Source organism: Rhodopseudomonas palustris, assembly GCF_003226555.1.
Classification (GTDB): Bacteria; Pseudomonadota; Alphaproteobacteria; order Rhizobiales; family Xanthobacteraceae; genus Rhodopseudomonas; species Rhodopseudomonas palustris_I.
Window position 1 is genome coordinate 1489283 of the sequence record NZ_QKQS01000023.1, and the last position, 21489, is coordinate 1510771.

The window sequence follows — 21489 nt, forward strand, 5'->3', positions numbered from 1 at the left end:
CTGGTCCGCGCCGTTCATCCCCCATACAGGTTGTCAGCCGTCAGATGAGGGCTTGGGGCTGCGCTCCGGATCGGCAGAGTTTCATCGGCCGGGATTCCGAGCCTAACGCGAAAGCAAGTGTGAATGCGAAGCGGCCTGCTCAGGGCGTGTTGGCTCGTGCTCGCCGTGGCAGCGGCGACGCTGTCGCCGCATGCGTCGTGGGCACAGGCGAACTTCGACCGGATCGGCGGCGACTATCTGCGCACGCCGGTGACCAGCGGTGATCCGGCCGAATGCGGACTGATGTGCGAGCGCGACAAGCGTTGCCGGTCGTGGACCTTCAGCTATCCGCGCTCGCCCGAGGACGGGGCGATGTGCTGGCTGAAGAGCACGGTACCGCCCCGGACGCCGAGCTCCTGCTGCGTCTCGGGTGTCCGTGGCGCCGGGGTGCTGGAGCCACGCAACGATTCCAACGAGGTCTCGATCGATCGTTACGGCGGCGACTACCGTAATTTCGAGTTGAAGCAGGGCGAAGGCGACGAGGCCTGCAAGGCTGCCTGCGTCGACGAGCACAAATGCCGGGCCTGGACCTACGCCCGCCCGGGCTATGTCGGGCGCAACGCGCGCTGCTTCCTGAAGAGCCACATCAAGCCGCCGCGGCGGAAGCCCGGGTTTATTTCGGGCGTGGTCAGGTAACATCCCGGCTTGCCCCGGCGTATCTGTTGCGCGCGGCCGAAGCGGCCCTGCGCTTGCGCAACGGAGGACTACGCCATGTCGCCGACCATCACCCGAAAGAGCTTCAACCGCGCCGTGCTGGCGGCCGCCGTCGCCGCGCTGCTGCCGCTGTCGGCGGCGCTGGCGTCGACCGCCAGTCCCTACACTCCGGCGGCTTTCAAGGCGGCGCAGTCTGCCGGTGAGCCGGTGCTGATCGAGATTCACGCCGATTGGTGCCCGACCTGCAAGGCGCAGACGCCGATCATCCAGCGCCTCACTGCTGATCCGAAATTCGCCAAGCTGAAGGTCTTCCGGGTCGATTTCGACGGCCAGAAGGACGTGGTGAAGCAGTTCGGCGCCACCATGCAGTCGACCCTGATCGTGTTCAACGGCGCCGCCGAAAAGGGGCGTTCGGTCGGCGACACCAAGGAAGCCTCGATCGCATCGTTGCTCGCCAAGGCGCTGTGACGCCGTGACCGCGCTGGCGCTGGCCTTCGTTGCCGGGCTGCTGTCGATCCTGTCGCCCTGCGTGCTGCCGCTGGTGCCGATCGTACTTGGCGCCGCGGTGGCGCAGCATCGCCATGGGCCGCTGGCCCTGGCGGGTGGGCTGGCGCTGTCGTTCACGCTGATCGGGCTGCTGGTTGCGGTGGCGGGCTTCAGCCTCGGCCTCGACGCCGGCTTCTTTCGGGCTGCGGCAGCGGTGACGATGATCGCGCTCGGTGTGGTGCTGCTGGTTCCGGCGGCGCAGATGCGGCTCGCCGCCGCCGGCGCTCCGATGTCGAGTTGGGCGGATCAGTATTTCGGCCAGACCGCAGGCGCGGGTCTCGCAGGGCAATTCGGCATCGGCCTGCTGCTCGGGGCGGTGTGGTCACCTTGCGTCGGGCCGACGCTCGGGGCGGCATCGCTGCTCGCTTCGCAAGGCCGCGATCTTCCGATGGTGGCGTTGACCATGGCCGCGTTCGGAATCGGCGCCGCGCTGCCGCTGATCGCGCTCGGCCTGTTGTCGCGGGCGAGCCTGATGGCGATCCGGGGGCGGCTGTTGTCGGCCGGTAAGCTCGGCAAGGCGGTGCTCGGCGTCGCCTTCATCGCGATCGGTGTTGCGATCGTGACTGGGGTCGACAAGCAGATCGAGGCTGCGTTGGTCGCGGCCTCGCCGGACTGGCTCACCGATCTGACGACGCGGTTCTGACAGCGCGCCGAGGCCCGCCCTCAGTGCACCGAGGTGAAGAACCGCGCCACCCGGAAGCCCGACAACCAGTCGGTGATCGGCTGGCGGCGGACGCCGGGATTCCATGAGCCGACGATGGCATCGACCCGGCCGACCAGATCGTCGATCGGCAGCAGGCCGACGCCGCCGTCGCGCACTGGGACGCGACTGTCGGAGGAGTTGTCGCGATTGTCGCCCATCACGAAGAGATGACCCGGCGGCACCGTCACTTCCGGCGTGTTGTCGAGCCGGCCGTTGTCGTACAGCTTGAAGATCGGGTGGGCGACGCCGCCGGGCAGGGTTTCGATATAACGTGCGGCGGTCTCGTAGGAGCCGCTGTCGTCCTCGGCGCGGCCGGTCCCGTCGGGCGTCACCTTGGCGGCTTCGCCGTTGATGAACACCCGGCCGCCGTCGATCTGGACCCGATCTCCGGGAAGGCCGATCACCCGCTTGACCCAGACCTGCGAGCGGTCGCCCGGCCAGCGGAACACCACGACGTCGCCGCGGTGCGGGGCCGAGCCGAACAGCCGGCCGGTCTCCGGAAACGCGACATGGATCGGCAGCGATGCGCTCGAATAGCCGTAAGGATATTTCGAGGCGAGCAGCGCGTCGCCGATCAGCAGCGTCGGCTCCATCGAGCCCGACGGCACGTAGAACGGTTCGGCGAGGGCAGCCTTGCCGACCAGCACGATCGCCACCACCGCGGCGAGCTGCGTCAGCTGCGAGCCCCAGCGCCGCGCGGTGCTCGCGGCCGTCTCCGTCTTCGTCGTCATCCGCCGGTGCCTCCGACCGTAATCCGATCCATGCGCAGCGTCGGCTGACCGACACCCACCGGCACGCCCTGGCCGTTCTTGCCGCAGGTGCCGATGCCGTCGTCGAGCTGCATGTCGCTTCCGATCATGGAAATGCGGTGCAAATCGGTCGGGCCGTTGCCGATCAGCATCGCGCCCTTCAGCGGTGCGCCGATCTTGCCGTTCTCGATCCGGTAGGCCTCGGTGCACTGGAACACGTATTTGCCTGACGTGATGTCGACCTGACCGCCGCCGAAGTTCACCGCGTAGATGCCGTTCTTCACCGAGGCGAGGATTTCGGCCGGATCACGCTGGCCGGCCAGCATGTAGGTGTTGGTCATCCGCGGCATCGGCACGTGGGCGTAGGACTGCCGGCGGCCGTTGCCGGTTGGCTTCATGCCCATCAGCCGGGCATTCTGGCGATCCTGCATGTAGCCGGTGAGAATGCCGTCCTCGATCAGCACGGTGCGGCTGGTCGGGGTGCCTTCGTCGTCGATCGACAGCGAACCGCGCCGCGCCGAGATGGTGCCGTCGTCGACCACGGTGACGCCCTTGGCGGCAACCTGCTGGCCGAGCAGGCCCGCGAAGGCTGAAGTCTTCTTGCGGTTGAAGTCGCCTTCGAGGCCGTGACCGACCGCCTCGTGCAGCATCACACCGGGCCAGCCCGGGCCGAGCACCACGTCCATCTCGCCGGCGGGCGCCGGGACCGATTCCAGATTGACCAGCGCTTCGCGCAGCGCGCCGTCTGCGGCGTCGCGCCATGCCTTGGTCTCGATGAAGCGCGCATAGGGTTCACGGCCCCCATAGCCCTTCGAGCCGCTCTCCTGACGGTCACCCTGGCCGGCGACGACTGAGACGTTGACCCGCACCAAGGGGCGGATGTCGCGATAGCTTTCGCCGTCGGGGCGCAGGATCTCGACCACCTGCCAGGTGGCGCCGACCGACACCGACACCTGCCGCACCCGCGGGTCCTTGTCGCGGATATAGGCGTCGATCTCGCCGAGCAGCTTGACCTTGGCCTCGAAGCCGGGCGCGTCGAGTGGATTGTCGTCGCCGTACAGCCGCACATTGGTGTGCGGCGGCGCGACCGACAGGCTGCCGCTGTAATCGCCGCGCACGGCCGCGACCGCGTCCGCGGCGCGGATCAGCGCCGGCAGCGACACGTCGGAGGAGTGCGCATAGCCGACCGCGTCGTCCTTAACGGCGCGTAAACCGAAGCCCTGCGCGGTGTCGTAGGTCGCCTGCTTCAGCCGGCCATTGTCGAACGCCAGCGCCTCGGTCTGGCTGTATTCGAGAAACAGCTCGCCATCATCGGCGCCCGCAAGCCCCCGCGCGATCTCGCGCCTCACTTCGTCGCGATCGAGATTGGCGCGGTCGATGAGCGAGGTCTGGGCTGGGTTGGTCATGAGGTCCTGTTCCCGAAGTTGTTCGGGGCACAACATAGGTGGTCTGACCTGGTTCTGCGAGGGGTTGGCGGATTTGGGAGCGGCGCCTGCGCCCCACCGAAAAAGCATGCTATGGTGTTCAGATGGATTACCGGGAGATCATCACCATCGAGCCGGGGAAGCGCGGCGGTCGGCCTTGCATTCGCCATATGCGAATTGCGGTCGCGGATGTGCTCGGCTGGCTGGCAGATGGCCAGACGCCGGAAGAGATTATCTCCGATTTCCCGGAGCTGACCCAACAGGACATCCGTGCGGCGCTCGCGTATGCGGCGGATCGTGAACGGCGGCTCATCACGGCTTCGTAATGAAGCTGCTGTTCGACCAGAACCTCAGCTTCAAGCTCTGTCGAGACGTCTCCGATCTTTTCCCGTGATCGTGCCACGTTCGCGATGTCGGCCTGACGGTGGCAGACGATCGGACGATATGGAGTTTCGCTCGGGCCAATCAGCTGACGATCGTTTCCAAGGACGCGGATTTTTCCGACATGGCGATGCTGCTGGGGCCGCCGCCGAAAGTTATTTGGGTGCGCTCAGGAAATGGGTCGCGCGCCGCAATCGCGTTGTTGCTTCGAACCCATTCCGGTTTGATTGCGGAGTTCGAGGCCGATGATGCCGTCTGTCTGGAAATCTATTAGCGCAAAGACCGAGTTTTGAGTTTGATGGGTTGGTTGACATTGTATCGTGCGCGATATAAATCACCCTCCATGAAATCGCCCCAGACATCGTCACGCGCGCCGCGATCGGCGGACAAGCAGAAGCTCGAGAACCAGCTCTGCTTCGCGCTGTATTCGACGCTGCTCGGGGTCAACAAGGTGTATCGCAGCCTGCTGCGCGAGTTCGACCTGACCTATCCGCAATATCTGGTGATGCTGGTGCTGTGGGAGAGAGACCAGATCAACGTGTCTGAGATCTGCGAGCAGCTCTATCTCGAGACGACCACGCTGACTCCGCTGCTGAAGCGGCTGGAGACGCGCGGGCTGATCAGCCGGCGGCGGTCGGCCGAGGACGAGCGGCAGGTGATCGTCGGCCTTACCGATGAGGGACGGGCGCTGCGCCAGCAGCTCAAGCACGTGCCGGACTGTCTTGGCACCGCGATGGGCGGTTCGCTCGACGACATCGTCGAGCTGCGTGACAAGCTGACCAAGCTCCGATCCAAGTTGTTTCAGGCCGCCTGATGCGGAAAGGGCGGCCGGACAAATCGACAAACGGCGCAAAAAATATCGCGCACGATAATTATGCGAACGATGTAAATCGATCGCCGGATTTTTCCAAGACCCTCAACCCGAGAAGGACCACACCATGTCAGTCGAGAAAGTTCTCTACCGCGCCACCGCCACTGCCACCGGAGGCCGCGACGGACGCGGCGTTAGCAGCGATGGCCATCTCGATGTCGCGCTCACGACGCCGAAGGAGCTCGGCGGCGGAGGCGGCGCCGGCACCAATCCGGAGCAGTTGTTCGCGGTCGGCTATTCGGCCTGCTTCCTCGGCGCGATGAAGTTCGTCGCCGGCCGCGACAAGCTGCCGATCCCGAAGGATGTCAGCGTCACCGGGGTGGTCGGCATCGGTCCGATCCCGACCGGCTTCGGCATCGAGGTGGAGCTGAAGATCAGCCTGCCCGGCATGGACCGCGAGCAGGCGCAGACGCTGGTCGATCGCGCCCATATCGTCTGCCCATATTCCAACGCTACCCGCGGCAATATCGATGTGACGTTGACGCTGGTTTGAGGCCGCGCCGCCTCGCCAAGGCGGCCGTTGCCAACGCTGACGTCATCGCCCGCGGACGCGGGCGACCCAGTATTCCAGGGCGCTTGTTGGTTCGCCGCGCGCTTGCCACGGAAGCTCTGCGATACTGGGTCGCCCGCATGCGCGGGGGACGACAGCATTATTCTGTTCGCCGGGTTATTGCGAAGTACAAGGACGCTTGCGTTAAACAGCCGTTCTCGCGCAAGACCCGCCTAAGGCAGCTTGTCGTAGCCTTCGCCGAGGCCGTTGAGGCTGAGCGGGAAGCCGATGCCTTCTTCCGGCGTTTCGAAGATGATGAAGGTCGCAGTCTTGGCGCTGCGGAGCTGGGCGAGAAGCTTGTCGTCCATCACCACCTCGGCGACGCAGCCGTTCGGGAGGCAGCGCACGAAGCCGGCGCGGCCGATGTCGGCGTTGTCGAGCTTGAGACCGAGGCCCGACGGCAGCAGCACGCCAAGCGGCGCCACCACGCGCATCAGCTTGCTCTTCTGATCGGCGGTCTTGAGGATGATCACGGTGAGGCCGGCGTTGGAGCGATCCTCCGCGACCACGCTCTGGATCAGCGCGCATTGCTCGGCCTTGGCGCCGGGCGGGGTGTCGCAGCGGATCTGCCAGTCGCCATGCACCGATCGGACTGCGCCTTGGGCGGCAACACTCCCGCTGCCTGCCAGTGCGGTCAGCGCCAATACGCCGACCGTAAGCAGGGCGCCGGTGGCGGCACGTCGGCTTGGGGCAAGAAACGGCGAAAGTCTGGCAAAGCCCATCAGAGGTGTTTCCGAGGTCGTAACGGGTGAACGATGCGATGTGTGGCGGGTTCCGACTGACCGCCAATGACGGCGCCATGAAGGCAGCTCGCGCGCCGGCGAATCAGGCTTCCGTGACGTTCGGGTGCTTTGCCTACAGCGAGGCCAGCATCTGTCAAGCCGACCGCACATTCCTTCGTGAGCGCGTCAGCGCCGCGAGACACGTGATGCCGTTGCCGATCAGGAAGCACCGGTTGTTTACGCGAGCTTATCTCAATCCTCATTGCGAGGCGCGCTGAATTGTGTTTCAAAAGTAGAATAAGAAGCGTTCGCACTTAGGCTACGCTTTTGTGCCGGACGCGACAAAAACTGAACGGCCTGTCACGCCGAATACGGCGGGCTTGCTGTGAGCAGGTATAGGGAGCGCGGCGGCATGAGAATGTCGAAGGAGCGAATCGGCCAGTGGTCGCTGGGGTTGGCGATCGCCTGTTGTGCGGCAGCGGTCGGCGGGACTGCCTTCGCCGAGATGGGACAGCCCGCCCCGTGGGAGGTCACCCTCCAGCAGCCCGCCTCTCCGGTCATGGAAAACATCGTCTGGTTTCACAGCTTCTTGCTGTGGCTGGTCACTCTGATCACGCTCTTCGTGCTGGCGCTGCTGGTGATCGTGGTGGTGAAGTTCAACGCCAAGGCCAACCCGGTCCCGTCCAAAACCACTCACCACACGCTGATCGAAGTGGCCTGGACGATTGTGCCGGTGCTGATCCTGGTCGCAGTCGCGGTGCCGTCGTTCCGTTTGTTGTTTCTTGAGCTCGACATTCCGAAGCCGGACCTCACCGTCAAGGCCACCGGCAACCAGTGGAACTGGACCTACACTTATCCGGACGACAAGATCGAGTTCACCTCGATCATGCTGACCGACGAAGAGAGGGCCAAGATGAATCCGGCGCCGCCTCGTCTGCTCGGTGTCGACAACGAGATGGTGGTGCCGGTCGACAAGGTGGTGCGGATCCAGACCACGGCTGCCGACGTGATCCATTCCTGGGCGGTCCCTTCGTTCGGCGTGAAGATCGACGCCATCCCCGGCCGGCTCAACGAAGCCTGGTTCAAGGCCACCAAGGAAGGCCGCTATTACGGACAGTGCTCCGAACTGTGTGGCCGCGACCACGCGTTCATGCCGATCGTCGTCCATGTGGTGAACGAGCAGGAGTATCAGGCCTGGAAGAAGAAGCAACAGGTCGCCTCGCGCATGCGTGACACATCCTACGCCTCAGCCGCTGCCGCCACGCGCTGAGCGCGGCGGGATCGTAAGACGTCGAACGGGAGCCGCAGGCTCCAAGGTTTTCAAGTCAGGATCTGAAGATGGCAATGGAAGCTGCAAGGGTCGCTCATTCCGATCACGCGCACGACGATCATGCGCACACGCACCCGACCGGATGGCGACGCTATCTGTACTCGACCAACCACAAAGATATCGGCACCATGTACCTGGTGTTCGCGGTGATGGCCGGCATCATCGGCGGCGTGATGTCGATCGCGATCCGGGTCGAGCTGATGTACCCCGGCGTTCAGATCTTCCACAATTCTCACACCTACAACGTGTTCGTCACCTCGCACGGCCTGATCATGATCTTCTTCATGGTGATGCCGGCGATGATCGGCGGGTTTGGCAACTGGTTTGTGCCGCTGATGATCGGTGCGCCGGACATGGCGTTCCCGCGCATGAACAATATCTCGTTCTGGCTGCTGCCGGCGGCGTTCACGCTGCTGATCATTTCCACTTTTGTGGAGGGCGAGCCGTCGTCGAACGGCGTCGGGACCGGCTGGACGATGTATGCGCCGCTGTCGACAACAGGGCACCCTGGCCCCGCGGTCGACTTTGCGATCCTGGCGCTGCATCTGGCCGGTGCATCGTCGATTCTCGGCGCGATCAACTTCATCACCACCATCTTCAACATGCGGGCGCCGGGCATGACCCTGCACAAGATGCCGCTGTTCGTGTGGTCGGTGCTGATCACTGCGTTCCTGTTGCTGCTGTCGCTGCCGGTGCTCGCCGGCGCCATCACCATGCTGCTGACCGACCGCAACTTTGGAACGACTTTCTTCTCGGCCGAAGGCGGCGGCGATCCGCTGCTGTTCCAGCACTTGTTCTGGTTCTTCGGTCACCCAGAAGTCTACATCCTGATCCTGCCGGGCTTCGGCATGATCAGCCAGATCGTGTCGACCTTCTCCAAGAAGCCGGTATTCGGCTATCTCGGCATGGCCTACGCGATGGTGGCGATCGGCGTGATCGGCTTCGTGGTGTGGGCGCACCACATGTACACTGTCGGCATGTCGAGCACGACGCAGGCCTATTTCGTCGCCGCCACCATGGTGATCGCGGTGCCGACCGGTGTGAAGGTGTTCTCCTGGATCGCCACGATGTGGGGCGGTTCGATCGAATTCAAGACGCCGATGCTGTGGGCGGTGGGCTTCATCTTCCTGTTCACCGTCGGCGGCGTCACCGGCGTGGTGCTGGCCAATGCCGGCGTCGACCGGGTGCTGCAGGACACCTACTACGTCGTCGCGCACTTCCATTACGTGCTGTCGCTCGGCGCGGTGTTCGCCATCTTCGCGGGCTGGTACTACTGGTTCCCGAAGATGGCCGGCTACATGTACAACGAGACGATCGGCAAGCTGCATTTCTGGCTGACCTTCATCGGCGTCAACATGGTGTTCTTCCCGCAGCACTTCCTCGGCCTGTCGGGGATGCCGCGGCGCTACGTCGACTATCCGGATGCCTTCGCCGGCTGGAATCTGGTGTCGTCGATCGGCTCCTACATCTCCGGCTTCGCCGTCCTGGTATTCCTCTACGGAATGACGCTCGCCTTCATCCGCAAGGAGCGCGCGGCGCACAATCCGTGGGGCGCCGGTGCGACCACGTTGGAATGGACGCTGTCGTCGCCGCCGCCGTTCCATCAGTTCGAGGTGCTGCCACAGGTCCGGTAAGACCGGTGAAGGAACCTGCATCCGCCGCCGCTGTTGCGACTGCGGATGCAGTCCGAAACGAAAGGTGAGACCTTGTCGGTTATCGATGCCAATCCGATCCCGCTTGCGCCCCGGATTTCCGAAGCCGGAGTTGCCGACTACATCGCGCTGCTGAAACCGCGGGTGATGTCCCTGGTGGTGTTCACCGCGCTGGTCGGCCTGCTGATGGCTCCCGGCAGTTTTCATCCGGTGCTGGCGATCACCGCGGTCATCTGCATCGCGGTCGGCGGCGGCGCGGCCGGTGCGCTGAACATGTGGTACGAGGATGACATCGACGCCAAGATGACGCGCACCGCCAACCGGCCGATTCCGCGCGGCCGGGTGACGCGACCCGAGGCGCTGACCTTCGGCATGACGCTGGCGTTCTTCTCGGTGGTGACGCTCGGCATCCTGGTGAATTGGGTTGCTGCCGCGCTGCTCGCCTTCACCATCTTCTTCTACGTCGTGATCTATACGATGTGGCTGAAGCGCTGGACCGCGCAGAACATCGTGATCGGCGGCGCCGCCGGCGCGCTGCCGCCGGTGGTGGCCTGGGCCTCGGTCACCGGATCGCTCGCGGTCGAGCCGATCCTGCTGTTCCTGATCATCTTCTTCTGGACCCCGCCGCATTTCTGGGCGTTGGCGCTGTTCCGCAACGACGACTACGCCCGCGCCGGCGTGCCGATGCTGCCGGTCGTCGCCGGCCCGGATCACACGCGGCTGCAGATCCTGCTCTACACCGTGGCGCTGGTCGCAGTGGCGGCCGCGCCGTGGCCGCTCGGCTACTTCGGTGCGATCTACGGCGTCGCGTCGCTCGCGCTCGGCGGCTGGATGCTGATGCTGGCGGTGCGGGTGTATCGCCATCGCTCCGGCAGCGCCGCGCTGCGCGCGACCCGCAATCTGTTCAAGTTCTCGATCCTGTATCTGTTCGCACTGTTTGCGATTCTCCTGGTCGAGGTCGTTGCCGCGGCGGTTTTGCGGCTGATCGGATGACGGAGGACGCGATGGAGCCAGGTCACAAGCAGCCGCCCGGCGTCGTTCTCACCGAGGCCCAGAAGAAACGCCAGCGCGAGCGTTCGATCGCGATTGCGGTGGCGCTCGGTGTGCTGGTGGTGCTGTTCTTCGCGGTCACCCTGGTCAAAGGGCCGGCGGTGCTGCAGCGGCCGATGTGAGGGAGAAGCCGATGTCACCGCCGCTCTCGCAAGCTCCGCAGCCGCCCGCGCCACGTCGCGGGCTCGGACGCGACACGATGGTGGCGGCGGTGTGCGGCCTCGTGGTCGCGCTGATGGTCGGCGCGTCGTTTGCCGCGGTGCCGTTCTACAATTGGTTCTGCCGGACGACCGGATTCAACGGCACCACGCAGGTGGCGCGCGCGGCGCCAAGCGCCGCGCCGCTCTCCCGGACCGTTACGGTCGGTTTCGATTCCAACGTCAACGGTCTGCCATGGAAATTCGAGCCCGAGCAGCGTGAGATCGAGGTCCCGATCGGCAAGGTGGTGACGATCTACTACCGGGTCACCAACCTCTCCAAACACGCCACCACCGGGCAGGCGGCCTACAATGTCACGCCGCTGACCGTCGGATCCTACTTCACCAAGATCAACTGCTTCTGCTTCACCGAGCAGACATTGGCGGCCGGTGAAAGCCGCGACATGCCGGTGGTGTTCTACATCGATCCGGCGTTCGCCGCCGATTCGGAGAACGACACCGTCAAGACCATCACTCTGTCCTACACCTACTACCCGGTGCGCGATCCGGCGCCGAAGCCGGTGGCTTCGAGCGATCCGGTGCCGCGCAAAGGCAATCTCTGACAGGAAACGCTGCAACAAGAACAGCCGGGATTAAGCATCGGCATCCCGGGGGGATCGAAACGGAGAGCGACCATGGCCACGGCGCACGTCAAGCACCACGACTATCATCTCGTCGATCCGAGCCCCTGGCCGTTCGTCGGCTCGGTGTCGGCGTTCGTCATGGCGCTCGGCGCGGTGTCGTGGATGCACCAGATGTACCAGGGCGCGCCGATCGTATTCGGCGTCGGCGTCATCGGCGTGCTCTACACCATGGCGAGCTGGTGGAGCGACGTCATCCGCGAGGCGCAGTATCAGCACGACCACACCCGCGTGGTGCAGCTCAGCCATCGCTACGGCATGATCCTGTTCATCGCCTCCGAGGTGATGTTCTTCGTCGCCTGGTTCTGGGCCTATTTCAATGCAGCGCTGTTCCCGGCCGATCCGGTCCACGCCGTCCGCGCCGAGCTGTTCGGCGGGGTATGGCCGCCGAAGGGGATCGAGACCTTCGACCCGTGGCATCTGCCGCTGCTCAACACGCTGATCCTGCTGACCTCCGGCACCACCGTCACCTGGGCCCATCACGCCCTGCTGCATAACGATCGCAAAGGCCTGAAACAGGGGCTGATCTTCACTATCCTGCTCGGCGCGACGTTCTCCTGCGTCCAGGTCTACGAGTACAGCCACGCCACGTTCTCGTTTGCCGGCAACGTCTACGGCGCGACCTTCTTTATGGCGACCGGCTTCCACGGCTTCCACGTGCTGGTCGGCACCATCTTCCTGCTGGTGTGCCTGATCCGCGCCTATGCGGGGCACTTCACGCCGAAGCAGCATCTCGGATTCGAGTTCGCCGCTTGGTACTGGCACTTTGTCGACGTGGTCTGGCTGTTCCTGTTCGTCTGCATCTACGTCTGGGGCCATGGAGCCTCGACGATGGCACACGGCGGCTGAGCTCGACCGATCCGCGGGGAGCGGCCGGCGCGGTCGCCCTCCGTGCTTTCAAGGCTGCACGATGATGAGCTTGCACCAATCCGTTATTGCGAGGAGCGAAGCGACGAAGCAATCCAGGAGCGCCATGCACCGGGCCCTGGATTGCTTCGCCTTCGGCTCGCAATGACGGAGCGGATCGATCAGGCTCCCTCCGTCCTGCAAACCGCGCTACGCGGCATTGCCTGCCGCTGTCCGCGCTGCGGTGAGGGACGGTTGTACGCCGGCTTCCTGACGCTGGCGCCGCGTTGTGAGGTGTGCGACCTTGATTTCAGCTTCACCGATGTGGGCGACGGCGCAGCGGTGTTCACCATCCTGGTCGGCGGCGCGATCGTGGTGCTGTGTGCGCTGATCGTCGAAGTCAAATATCAGCCGCCGTACTGGGTGCATGCGGCACTCTGGCTGCCCTTGGTGCTGATCACGACGCTGCTGCCGCTGCGTTCGATCAAGGCGGCGTTGATCGCGCTGCAATTCCACCACAAGGCGCGGGAAGGTCGCTTGGTCGACCGCGAGCAGGAATGACCTCGGCCGCGGCGCACCGGCGCGGCACCGCCGGGATGAGCCTGATTGCGCTGACGATGGTGGCGGTGCTGCTGTCGCTCGGGGTCTGGCAATTGCAGCGCCGCGACGAGAAGCACCGGCTGATCGCGGCGCTGCACGAGCGGCTTGCGGCCGAGCCGGTGGCGCTGCCGGTCGCGCGCGACTGGCCGTCGCTCGATCCGGTCCATCACGAATTCCGTCGCGTCCGCTTCACCGCGACCTATCTGAAGCTACCCGACGCGATGGTGTATTCGTCCGGCTCGGCGGTGCGCGACGACGTCGCCGGCCCCGGCACCTGGGCATTCCTGCCGGCGCGGCTGCCGGACGGGCGCACCGTGGTGATCAATACCGGCTTCGTCCCCAACACCATGCAGCAGCGCGGCACCGAGGATCGCGCGATCGCGCCGCTGCTCACCGGCGAGCCGGCGACGCTGACCGGCTATTTGCGGTTTCCCGAGCACCCCGGCCTGTTCACCGCTTCGCCGAACGTCGACAAGCGGCTCTGGTTCACCCGCGACGTACCGGCGATGGCCGTCGCGCTCGGCTGGGACCGGCCGGCCGAACTGGCGCCGTTCTACGTCGATTTGGAAGCGCCGGTGCCCGCCAGCGGCGTGCCGAAGCCCGGGCCGCTGGGCGTGCATCTGCGCGACAACCATCTGCAATACGCCATCACCTGGTTCGGGCTGGCGCTGGCGGTGACGATCGCATTCGTGGTCTGGCTGTTCGGGCAGAGCCGGCGCTCCGCCGCAGCGGTCGGTTGACGCGGCGGCTTGGCCGGGCTTCGGCGGATCGTGTAGGATCGTACGGAAGCGCTGGTCCGGTTCAGCCCTTGTGGGTCCAGGAGCCACCTCATGCCGTCAAGCTACAGCTACTCGGTCATTCTCGAGCCCCAGGAAGGGGGCGGCTTCACTGTGCTCGTCCCGGCGCTGCCGGAGGTGGTGACCGAGGGCGACACCGAGCAGGAAGCGCTCGCCAATGCCGAGGAGGCGATCCGTGCAGTCCTCGCCTACAGGCGGGATCAAGGAAGGGCGCCTCCATCCGATGCGCATCCCGAAATTCGCCACGTGACGGTGGCCGCCTGACATGGTCGGCGGCCGGCTACCGGTCGTCAACGGCAGGCGGGTAATTCAGGCGCTCATGAGAACGGGTTTTGTCGTCGATCGGATCGTCGGCAGTCACTATGTTCTGGTATATCCGGGCGATCCGGCGCGCACCGTGACCGTTCCAGTCCATGCAGACGTGACCTGAAGCCCGGTACACTGCGATCGCTTATCCGGCAAACCGGCCTGACGGTGGACGAGTTCACTGAGGTTCTTTGAAGTCGTATCGCCAAACCAGCGCACATGATGCATCGGATGCGACGTGCAGCGACGGTATCGTGCTGCCCCGCCTGATCGGGCGATCGAGGACTTCTGCGATGGGAGTGATTTCCCCTGCGCCTCAAACTCCTTTATGGTGAGGCCGATTTCACCCACGCGTGAGACTGAACTCGATCAATATCAAAGGCTTGGGCGTTGGGCCGGGCCTTTGGAGGCACCCTTGACGACCTATGTTTCGACCCGGGGCGACGCCCCGCGCCTCGGCTTTTGTGACGTGATGCTGACCGGGCTCGCCCGTGACGGCGGGCTGTATATTCCCGAAGTCTGGCCGCAGCTCACCCCCGACACAATCACCAGCCTGTTCGGCCGGCCATATTGGGAGGTCGCCGTCGAGGTGATCCGGCCGTTCGTCGCCGGCGAGATTTCCGACGCCGAGCTCGGCCGCATGGCCAACGAGGCCTATGCCACCTTCCGCCACCCGGCGGTGGTGCCGCTGCGCCAGACCGGTCCGAGCCAGTTCGTGCTCGAGCTGTTCCACGGCCCGACGCTGGCGTTCAAGGACGTGGCGATGCAGCTGCTGTCGCGGCTGATGGATCACGTGCTGGAGAAGCGCAAGCAGCGCACCACCATCGTGGTAGCGACCTCCGGCGACACCGGCGGCGCCGCGGTCGATGCTTTCGCCAACCTGAACAATGTCGACCTCATCGTGCTGTTTCCGCACGGCCGGATCTCCGACGTGCAGCGGATGATGATGACCACGTCCGGCGCGCCGAACGTGCATCCGTTGGCGATCGAAGGCCATTTCGACGATTGCCAGGCGATCGTGAAGGGGCTGTTCAACCACCACAAATTCCGCGATCAGGTGGCGCTGTCCGGCGTCAACTCGATCAACTGGGCCCGGATCGTCGCGCAGGTGGTGTACTATTTCACCAGCGCGGTGGCGCTCGGTGCGCCGAACCGGCTGGTCGACTTCACCGTGCCGACCGGCAATTTCGGCGACATCTTCGCCGGCTATGTCGCCAAGAAGATGGGCCTGCCGGTGCGGCGGCTGAAGATCGCCGCCAACGTCAACGACATCCTGGCGCGCACGCTGAAGACCGGCATCTACGAGGTCCGCGAGGTCCACGCCACCACCTCGCCGTCGATGGACATCCAGGTGTCTTCGAATTTCGAGCGGTTGCTGTTCGAGGCCTCCGGCCGCGACGCTGCGCTGATCCGCTCACTGATGGGCTCGCTGTCTCAGTCCGGCCGTTTCGTGCTGCCGGATGCGGTGCTGGCCGCGATCCGCGACGAGTTCGACGCCGGGCGTGCCGATGAAGCGGAGACCGAATCGGCGATCCGTGCCGCCTGGCGCGAGGCGGGCGATCTGATCGACCCGCACACCGCGGTCGCGCTCGCGGTGGCCGACCGCGACACCACCGATTCGAGCGTGCCGAACATCGTGCTGTCGACGGCCCATGCGGCCAAGTTCCCGGACGCCGTCGAAGCCGCCTGCGGCATCCGGCCCGGGCTGCCGGCCTGGCTCGACGGGCTGATGAGCAAGCCCGAATCGATCAAGATCATGCCGCGTGATCAGGTGGCGATCGAACATCATGTGCTGGCGGTGAGCCGCGCCGCCAAGCAAGGAGTCGCCGGATGACCGTGGAAGTCAGCAAGCTGCCCTCCGGCCTCACGGTCGTCACCGACACCATGCCGCATCTCGAGACCGCGGCGCTCGGGGTCTGGACCGGCGTCGGCGGCCGCGATGAGAAGCCGGACGAGCACGGCATCTCGCATCTGCTCGAACACATGGCGTTCAAGGGCACCACGCGCCGCACCTCGCGCGAGATCGCCGAGGAGATCGAGGCGGTGGGCGGCGATCTCAACGCCGGCACTTCGACCGAGACCACAGCGTATTACGCGCGGGTGATGAAGGCCGACGTGCCGCTGGCGCTCGATGTGCTGTCGGACATTCTCGCCAATCCGTCGTTCGAGGCCGAAGAGCTCGAGCGCGAGAAGAGCGTGATCGTGCAGGAGATTGGTGCCGCCCAGGACACCCCCGACGACGTCGTGTTCGAATATCTCAACGAGCTTTGCTACCCGGAGCAGCCGATCGGACGTTCGCTGCTCGGCACCGCCAAGACGCTGAAGAGCTTCAGCCGCGAGAAGCTGCAGTCCTACCTGTCGACGCATTATCGTGGGCCCGACATGGTGGTGGCGGCGGCGGGCGCGGTCGATCACGCCCGCATCGTCGAGGAAGTCGCGCATCGCTTCGCCAGTTTCGACGCCAACCCGGCGCCCAAGCCGCAGCCGGCGATGTTCGGCGCGGGCGGCGCGCGCGTGGTGCATCGCGACCTCGAGCAGGCGCATCTGACGCTGGCGCTGGAGGGGCTGCCGCAGTCCGATCCGTCGCTGTTCAGCATGCAGGTCTTCACCAACATTCTCGGCGGCGGAATGTCGTCGCGGCTGTTCCAGGAGGTGCGGGAGAAGCGCGGGCTGTGCTACTCGATCTACACCTTCCACGCGCCCTACAGCGACACCGGCTTCTTCGGCCTCTACACCGGCACGGATCCGGCGGATGCGCCGGAGATGATGGAGGTGATCGTCGACGTCATCAACGACGCGGTCGATACCCTGACCGAAGCCGAAATCGCGCGGGCAAAAGCGCAGATGAAGGCCGGCCTGCTGATGGCGCTCGAAAGCTGCTCGTCGCGTGCCGAGCAGCTCGCCCGCCACATCCTCGCTTATGGCCGGCCGTTGCCGGTCGACGAACTGGTCGGACGGATCGATGCCGTCACCGTCGACACCGCGCGCGAGGCGGGGCGTACGCTGTTGTCGCGCAGCCGGCCCGCCGTGGTGGCGCTGGGCAGCGGCCGCGGTCTCGACAGAGCTGCCGGCTTTGCTGAAGGCTTGACACAATCCAAGTCCAAGACGTCCTATCATTGATCTGACGCCGCGGGTTGCGGCGTTCGTGGCCCGCCGATTTTGCGGGTCGGGAGTGCCGCCATGGCGCTGTTTCGTATGCCCTCCGTCGGCCCTGCTGCTCTGGCGCCGCGCGGCAACGGGTTGCTGCTGCGCTCGCCGCAGATGGCGGATTTCCCGCAATGGGCCGAACTGCGTGAGTACAGTCGGGCCTATCTGACGCCGTGGGAGCCGATCTGGCCGTCGGACGATTTGACCCGTGCCGGCTTTCGCCGCCGACTGCGGCGCTACGCCGAGGACATTTCCGCCGATCGTTCCTATCCGTTTCTGGTGTTTCGCGAGCAGGACCAGCAGCTAGTCGGCGGAGTCACCCTGGCGAATGTCCGTCGCGGCATCGTGCAAGCCGGCACGATCGGCTATTGGATCGGCCAGCCGTTCGCCCATCAAGGGTATATGACGGCTGCGTTACGGGTGCTGCTGCCGACGCTGTTCGGCGAACTCAACCTGCATCGTGTCGAGGCCGCCTGCATCCCGACCAACTCCCCGTCGATCCGGGTGCTGGAGAAATGCGGCTTCACCCGGGAGGGGCTGGCGCGGCGCTATCTGTGCATCAACGGCGTCTGGCAGGACCATCTGTTGTTCGGCCTTCTGCACGAGGATTTCCGCGGCTGATTCGTCCCATTCCGAATCGCCTGCGCCTTTGGTTCGCCGGCATTGCTTTGCTATAACCCCGGCCGACGAAACGATGGCAATGCCGGGTGGAATGAATGGCTCAGGAGATTGAACGGGTGCCGACGCGGTACCGGACCTCGCGGGCGGCGCGGGTCACGGTGGCGGTGGCGATCTGCGGCACAGTGCTGGCGGCGACGCCGGCGTCGTCGCAATCGTTCACCGATCGCTTCAAAAGCCTGTTCGGCGGCTCGTCCGACCAGGAGCCGTCGCCGACCGTCACCAATGGTCCGCCGGTCGAAAGCCAGCTGACCTGTCCGTCGGTGACGGTGCGCTCCGGCGCCTCGACTTATGCGGTCGGCCTGCCGGGCAAGGAAGCTAGCGGTGCTGATCTGCGCTATCAGGCGGTGATCAGCCGCACCGCGCGCGAATGCAATCTCAATTCCGGTGTCATCACCGCCAAGATCGGCATTCAGGGCCGGATCATCGCCGGCCCGGCGGGCGCACCGACCTCCGTCGACGTGCCGCTGCGCATCGCCGTGGTGCAGGAAGGCGTGTCGCCGAAGACGATCTTCACCAAGGCGTATCGGACGACGGTTTCGATGCAGCCCGACGGCAGTGTGCCGTTCAGCCTAGTGGCCGAGGACGTCGCCTATCCGGCGCCGTCGGTCGCCGCCAACGATGCCTACGTGTTCTATATCGGCTTCGATCCTCAGGCGCTGAAGCCGGAGCCGCGGTCCCGCAAGCGGAGATAGCCGAACCTCGTCAGGAACGGCGGCGGCGCCGATCCGATGTCACCGAGAAAACAAAAGGCCGGCGCGATCGCTCGCGCCGGCCTTTTTTGGTTTGTTCTGGAAAAAGGCGTTAGCTCAGTTGAGCTTGCCGCGGACTTCCTGGATGCCCTTGCTGAGCAGCTCGTCGGCGAGGTTGCCCTTGACCGATTCAGAGAGGATCCGCGAGGCCGCCGCAACCGCAGCTTCGGCAGCCGCCGCGCGAACGTCGGCGAGCGCCTGGGCTTCGGCGAGGGCGATCTTGCTCTCCGCGGTCTTGGTGCGGCGAGCGACAAAGTCTTCCAGCTTGGCCTTGGCTTCCGCTGCGATCCGTTCGGCATCGGCCTTGGCGCTGTCGACGATCGCCTGAGCTTCGCGTTCGGCCGAGGCGCGGCGCGCCCGGTAGTCGGCGAGCAGCTTGGCAGCCTCGTCCTTCAGCTTGCGCGCTTCGTCGAGCTCCGCCTTGATCCGGTCGCGACGCTTGTCCAACGCCTGCAGCACGGTGCGGTGCACGCCGAAATAGGCGAACACGCCGAGCAGGATGACGAACGCAACGGCGACCCAGGTCTCTGCTTCTGCGAAGATTGCCATCAGCCTCAACCCTTCAACGAAGCGTCGACTGCGCTGTCCACCGCCTTGCCGTCCGGCGTGACGCCGGCAAGCTGCTGGACGATCGCCGAGGCGGCGTCCGACGCGATGTTGCGCACGTTACCCATTGCCGCAGTCCGAGTTGCAGCGATGGTCTTCTCGGCGTCGGCGAGCTTCGCCGCCAGCCGTTCTTCCAGCGTCTTGCGCTCGGCTTCCGCCTGCGCATTGAGCTTTTCGCGGGTCTCCGCACCGATCGCCTGGGCCCGGGCGCGGGCGTCGGCGAGTTCGGCCTCATAGGCCTTCAGCGCGTCGTCCGCCTCGCCCTTCAGCTTCTGCGCGGCCGCCAGATCGCCGTCGACGGTCTTCTGCCGCTCTTCGATCACACCGCCGACGCGCGGCAGTGCGATCTTGGAAACGATCAGGTAGAGCGCGACGAACGCGATCGCCAGAGACACCAATTGCGACGCAAAAGTGCTCTGGTCGAACGGCGGAAACGCAGCGTGTCCATGGGCGTCGGCTTGCGTATGGGCAGTGGTGCCCTTGGCATCGCCATGACCTTCAGCCACGGGCTTCTCCTGTTCGGCCGGTCGCGACCCGAAGGGTCAGGACCGGATTTTGGATCTTAGAGGGCGAACAGCAGCAGCAGGGCGATCAGCAGCGAGAAGATGCCGAGCGCTTCGGTCACCGCGAAGCCGAAAATCAGGTTGCCGAACTGGCCCTGAGCGGCCGAGGGATTGCGCACCGCAGCGGCGAGGTAGTTGCCGAAGATGATGCCCACGCCAGCGCCGGCGCCACCCATGCCGATGCAGGCAATACCAGCGCCAATGTACTTCGCGGCAATCGGATCCATGTTAACGAACTCCTGTTGGGGTTTGGTTGTAGACGTCGGTGGTCAGGCTCAGTGGCCCGGATGCATCGCATCGTTGAGATAGATGCAAGTCAGAATGGCGAACACGTAGGCCTGCAGGAAAGCCACCAGGATTTCCAGGGCGGTGAGCGCGATCACCATGATCAGGGGCAGCGTGGCGCCGAACCAGCCGGCGATCCCGATGCCGGCGAGCAGCGGGATGAAGCTCGCGAACACCTTGAGGGCGATGTGGCCGGCGAGCATGTTCGCGAACAGACGAACCGAATGCGAAATCGGCCGCAGGAAGAACGAGAACACTTCGATGAAGACCACCAGCGGCAGCACGAAGATCGGAATTCCGGACGGCACGAACAGCTTGAAGAACTTCAGGCCGTTCTTGGCGAAGCCGTAGATCACCACGGTCAAGAACACCAGCAGCGCCAGCGCGGCGGTGACGATCAGGTGGCTGGAAACCGTGAAGGTGTAGGGAATGATGCCGACCAGGTTGGACACGCAGATGAACATGAAAAGCGTGAACACCAGCGGGAAGAACTTCATGCCTTCCTTGCCGGCCGTCGATCGGATCGTGTTGGCGACGAACTCATAGGAGAGTTCGGCCATCGATTGGAACCGGCCGGGCACCAGCTTACGGCCGGGGGCCAGCATCAGAATGCCGATCAGCGCCACCGCGGCGAACATGTACGCCGAGGAATTGGTGAACGCGATCTCCTGATTGCCGATATGGCCGATCGTGAAGATCTTCTGGATATTGAATTGGTGAATCGGATCGACCATCCGCCCGCTTCTCTCGGTCCCGCCGGGTTATCGCCGGCTCAATGACATCAATCGTCTGGCTGCGCCTCGACGTCAGTGCATTGTCGGCTTCTGAACCACGCCTGCCGACCGCACCACGTTCACCACACCGGCGATGAAGCCGAGCAGCACGAACACGATGAGACCCCAAGGCGAAATCGACAACAAACGGTCGATACCCCAGCCTAGCAATGCCCCGCCGGCAACGCCCGCGACCAGTTCCGAGGAAAGCCGAAAACCGAGTGCCATCGCCGAGGCTCTGGCAGGTCCGTCTTCACTTCCTGTTCCGGATTGGTCCGACTGGAGTTTCCGGCTTTCCCGAGAATGGGTGAGCCGTTGTTCCAGGCTTCCGAGCCTTGCGGAAAGCGCGGCCTCCTCGGGTGATCCGTCGCGCGTTTCATGCGGTCGCCTGCTGCTGTCGTGCGTGTCGTCCGCCATGTCGTGGAGACCCGAACTAGCTGCCGCTAACGATGAAATAACGCCCCAGAGACCCTTAAAAGCCGCGCGGACCATACTGACCGCCTGTAGGCAAGTCAAGATTCGGTCGCAGCCACTTACAGCGTTGTTTTGGCTGATTTTATTGATGATCTGCGAGTCGATGCGATAACTTGTCCGCAGTGCATTTGCGGCGCTGCGCCATGATCCGGC

The 21489-nt window shown here is 64.9% G+C and carries 28 protein-coding genes and 1 pseudogene; 21 read left to right on the forward strand and 8 right to left on the reverse strand.

Annotated elements, in window-relative coordinates:
* Positions 1-123: 123 nt before the first annotated feature.
* The 3 genes from DNX69_RS19410 to DNX69_RS19420 all read left to right on the forward strand — a co-directional run bounded on the left by DNX69_RS19410 (position 124) and on the right by DNX69_RS19420 (position 1882).
* Positions 124-675 carry a PAN domain-containing protein gene (locus DNX69_RS19410; protein WP_110787527.1) on the forward strand — a complete coding sequence of 184 codons (552 nt, stop codon included), beginning with the start codon at positions 124-126 and terminating at the stop codon, positions 673-675.
* Between the two features lie 75 nt (positions 676-750).
* Complete coding sequence (locus tag DNX69_RS19415) at positions 751-1161, forward strand: thioredoxin family protein (protein WP_110787528.1); 411 nt, start codon at positions 751-753, stop codon at positions 1159-1161.
* Between the two features lie 4 nt (positions 1162-1165).
* The gene (locus tag DNX69_RS19420) at positions 1166-1882 is read left to right on the forward strand and encodes a cytochrome c biogenesis CcdA family protein (RefSeq protein ID WP_110787529.1); all 717 of its coding nucleotides are present in this window, start codon (positions 1166-1168) and stop codon (positions 1880-1882) included.
* Between the two features lie 20 nt (positions 1883-1902).
* Here DNX69_RS19420 and lepB read toward each other — a convergent pair whose 3' ends face one another.
* Positions 1903-2673, reverse strand: coding sequence for a signal peptidase I (gene lepB / locus DNX69_RS19425; RefSeq protein ID WP_110787530.1), 771 nt, complete (start codon positions 2671-2673; stop codon positions 1903-1905).
* Positions 2670-4097: a metalloprotease TldD gene (gene tldD, locus DNX69_RS19430; RefSeq protein ID WP_110787531.1), complete on the reverse strand. Its 1428-nt coding sequence runs from the start codon at positions 4095-4097 to the stop codon at positions 2670-2672. Before tldD ends, lepB begins: the two co-directional genes overlap by 4 nt.
* A 122-nt stretch (positions 4098-4219) precedes the next feature.
* Here tldD and DNX69_RS19435 point away from each other — a divergent pair, with 122 nt between their 5' ends.
* From DNX69_RS19435 to DNX69_RS19450, 4 genes and pseudogenes are all read left to right on the forward strand, one after another.
* The gene (locus tag DNX69_RS19435; protein ID WP_110787532.1) at positions 4220-4441 is read left to right on the forward strand and encodes a DUF433 domain-containing protein; all 222 of its coding nucleotides are present in this window, start codon (positions 4220-4222) and stop codon (positions 4439-4441) included.
* A gap of 83 nt (positions 4442-4524) precedes the next feature.
* A pseudogene (locus tag DNX69_RS26790) lies at positions 4525-4770 on the forward strand (DUF5615 family PIN-like protein); the annotation flags it as partial.
* Positions 4771-4839: 69 nt separating this feature from the next.
* Entirely contained in the window at positions 4840-5310 is a 471-nt protein-coding gene (locus DNX69_RS19445) for a MarR family winged helix-turn-helix transcriptional regulator (RefSeq protein WP_110787533.1), read from the forward strand.
* A gap of 124 nt (positions 5311-5434) precedes the next feature.
* Complete coding sequence (locus DNX69_RS19450) at positions 5435-5860, forward strand: organic hydroperoxide resistance protein (RefSeq protein WP_110787534.1); 426 nt, start codon at positions 5435-5437, stop codon at positions 5858-5860.
* A 230-nt stretch (positions 5861-6090) separates the two neighbouring features.
* Here DNX69_RS19450 and DNX69_RS19455 read toward each other — a convergent pair whose 3' ends face one another.
* On the reverse strand, positions 6091-6639 hold the full coding sequence (locus DNX69_RS19455) for an invasion associated locus B family protein (protein ID WP_110787535.1): 549 nt from the start codon (positions 6637-6639) through the stop codon (positions 6091-6093).
* A gap of 412 nt (positions 6640-7051) precedes the next feature.
* Between DNX69_RS19455 and coxB the strand changes: the two genes are divergently transcribed.
* The 14 genes from coxB (at position 7052) to DNX69_RS19530 (ending at position 18578) form a co-directional block, all read left to right on the forward strand.
* Positions 7052-7909 (forward strand): cytochrome c oxidase subunit II, encoded by an 858-nt coding sequence (coxB, locus tag DNX69_RS19465; protein WP_110787537.1) that lies wholly within the window; start codon positions 7052-7054, stop codon positions 7907-7909.
* A gap of 68 nt (positions 7910-7977) precedes the next feature.
* Positions 7978-9603: a cytochrome c oxidase subunit I gene (gene ctaD, locus DNX69_RS19470; RefSeq protein ID WP_110787538.1), complete on the forward strand. Its 1626-nt coding sequence runs from the start codon at positions 7978-7980 to the stop codon at positions 9601-9603.
* A 72-nt stretch (positions 9604-9675) separates the two neighbouring features.
* The gene (locus DNX69_RS19475) at positions 9676-10614 is read left to right on the forward strand and encodes a heme o synthase (RefSeq protein WP_110787725.1); all 939 of its coding nucleotides are present in this window, start codon (positions 9676-9678) and stop codon (positions 10612-10614) included.
* Between the two features lie 11 nt (positions 10615-10625).
* Positions 10626-10793, forward strand: coding sequence for a CoxF protein (locus DNX69_RS19480; RefSeq protein WP_110787726.1), 168 nt, complete (start codon positions 10626-10628; stop codon positions 10791-10793).
* A gap of 11 nt (positions 10794-10804) precedes the next feature.
* Positions 10805-11431: a cytochrome c oxidase assembly protein gene (locus DNX69_RS19485; protein WP_110787539.1), complete on the forward strand. Its 627-nt coding sequence runs from the start codon at positions 10805-10807 to the stop codon at positions 11429-11431.
* Positions 11432-11503: 72 nt separating this feature from the next.
* Complete coding sequence (locus DNX69_RS19490; RefSeq protein ID WP_110787540.1) at positions 11504-12358, forward strand: cytochrome c oxidase subunit 3; 855 nt, start codon at positions 11504-11506, stop codon at positions 12356-12358.
* Positions 12359-12520: 162 nt separating this feature from the next.
* Positions 12521-12916 carry a DUF983 domain-containing protein gene (locus DNX69_RS19495; RefSeq protein WP_110787541.1) on the forward strand — a complete coding sequence of 132 codons (396 nt, stop codon included), beginning with the start codon at positions 12521-12523 and terminating at the stop codon, positions 12914-12916.
* The gene (locus DNX69_RS19500) at positions 12913-13695 is read left to right on the forward strand and encodes an SURF1 family protein (protein ID WP_110787542.1); all 783 of its coding nucleotides are present in this window, start codon (positions 12913-12915) and stop codon (positions 13693-13695) included. Before DNX69_RS19495 ends, DNX69_RS19500 begins: the two co-directional genes overlap by 4 nt.
* 90 nt (positions 13696-13785) lie before the next feature.
* Entirely contained in the window at positions 13786-14016 is a 231-nt protein-coding gene (locus DNX69_RS19505; protein WP_110787543.1) for a type II toxin-antitoxin system HicB family antitoxin, read from the forward strand.
* 55 nt (positions 14017-14071) lie between these two features.
* A complete protein-coding gene (locus DNX69_RS26700) occupies positions 14072-14182 on the forward strand; it encodes a type II toxin-antitoxin system HicA family toxin (RefSeq protein WP_234827027.1) in 111 nt (36 codons plus the stop codon).
* Between the two features lie 291 nt (positions 14183-14473).
* The gene (gene thrC, locus DNX69_RS19515; RefSeq protein WP_165825281.1) at positions 14474-15892 is read left to right on the forward strand and encodes a threonine synthase; all 1419 of its coding nucleotides are present in this window, start codon (positions 14474-14476) and stop codon (positions 15890-15892) included.
* Entirely contained in the window at positions 15889-17178 is a 1290-nt protein-coding gene (locus tag DNX69_RS19520; RefSeq protein ID WP_110787545.1) for a M16 family metallopeptidase, read from the forward strand. The genes thrC and DNX69_RS19520 overlap by 4 nt, the downstream gene beginning before the upstream one ends.
* 60 nt (positions 17179-17238) lie before the next feature.
* Positions 17239-17826 (forward strand): GNAT family N-acetyltransferase, encoded by a 588-nt coding sequence (locus tag DNX69_RS19525; RefSeq protein ID WP_110787546.1) that lies wholly within the window; start codon positions 17239-17241, stop codon positions 17824-17826.
* A gap of 95 nt (positions 17827-17921) precedes the next feature.
* The gene (locus DNX69_RS19530) at positions 17922-18578 is read left to right on the forward strand and encodes a hypothetical protein (protein WP_110787547.1); all 657 of its coding nucleotides are present in this window, start codon (positions 17922-17924) and stop codon (positions 18576-18578) included.
* A 114-nt stretch (positions 18579-18692) separates the two neighbouring features.
* On the opposite strand, the gene DNX69_RS19535 is transcribed toward DNX69_RS19530, so the two are convergent.
* The 5 genes from DNX69_RS19535 to DNX69_RS19555 all read right to left on the reverse strand — a co-directional run bounded on the left by DNX69_RS19535 (position 18693) and on the right by DNX69_RS19555 (position 21279).
* Complete coding sequence (locus tag DNX69_RS19535; protein ID WP_110787548.1) at positions 18693-19184, reverse strand: ATP F0F1 synthase subunit B; 492 nt, start codon at positions 19182-19184, stop codon at positions 18693-18695.
* Positions 19185-19189: 5 nt separating this feature from the next.
* Positions 19190-19747 (reverse strand): F0F1 ATP synthase subunit B, encoded by a 558-nt coding sequence (locus tag DNX69_RS19540; RefSeq protein WP_110787549.1) that lies wholly within the window; start codon positions 19745-19747, stop codon positions 19190-19192.
* A 56-nt stretch (positions 19748-19803) separates the two neighbouring features.
* Positions 19804-20031, reverse strand: a complete 228-nt coding sequence (locus DNX69_RS19545) for a F0F1 ATP synthase subunit C (RefSeq protein ID WP_009796340.1) — start codon at positions 20029-20031, stop codon at positions 19804-19806.
* Positions 20032-20079: 48 nt separating this feature from the next.
* A complete protein-coding gene (locus DNX69_RS19550) occupies positions 20080-20823 on the reverse strand; it encodes a F0F1 ATP synthase subunit A (protein WP_110787550.1) in 744 nt (247 codons plus the stop codon).
* Between the two features lie 72 nt (positions 20824-20895).
* Positions 20896-21279 carry an AtpZ/AtpI family protein gene (locus tag DNX69_RS19555; protein ID WP_110787551.1) on the reverse strand — a complete coding sequence of 128 codons (384 nt, stop codon included), beginning with the start codon at positions 21277-21279 and terminating at the stop codon, positions 20896-20898.
* Positions 21280-21489: the final 210 nt, after the last annotated feature.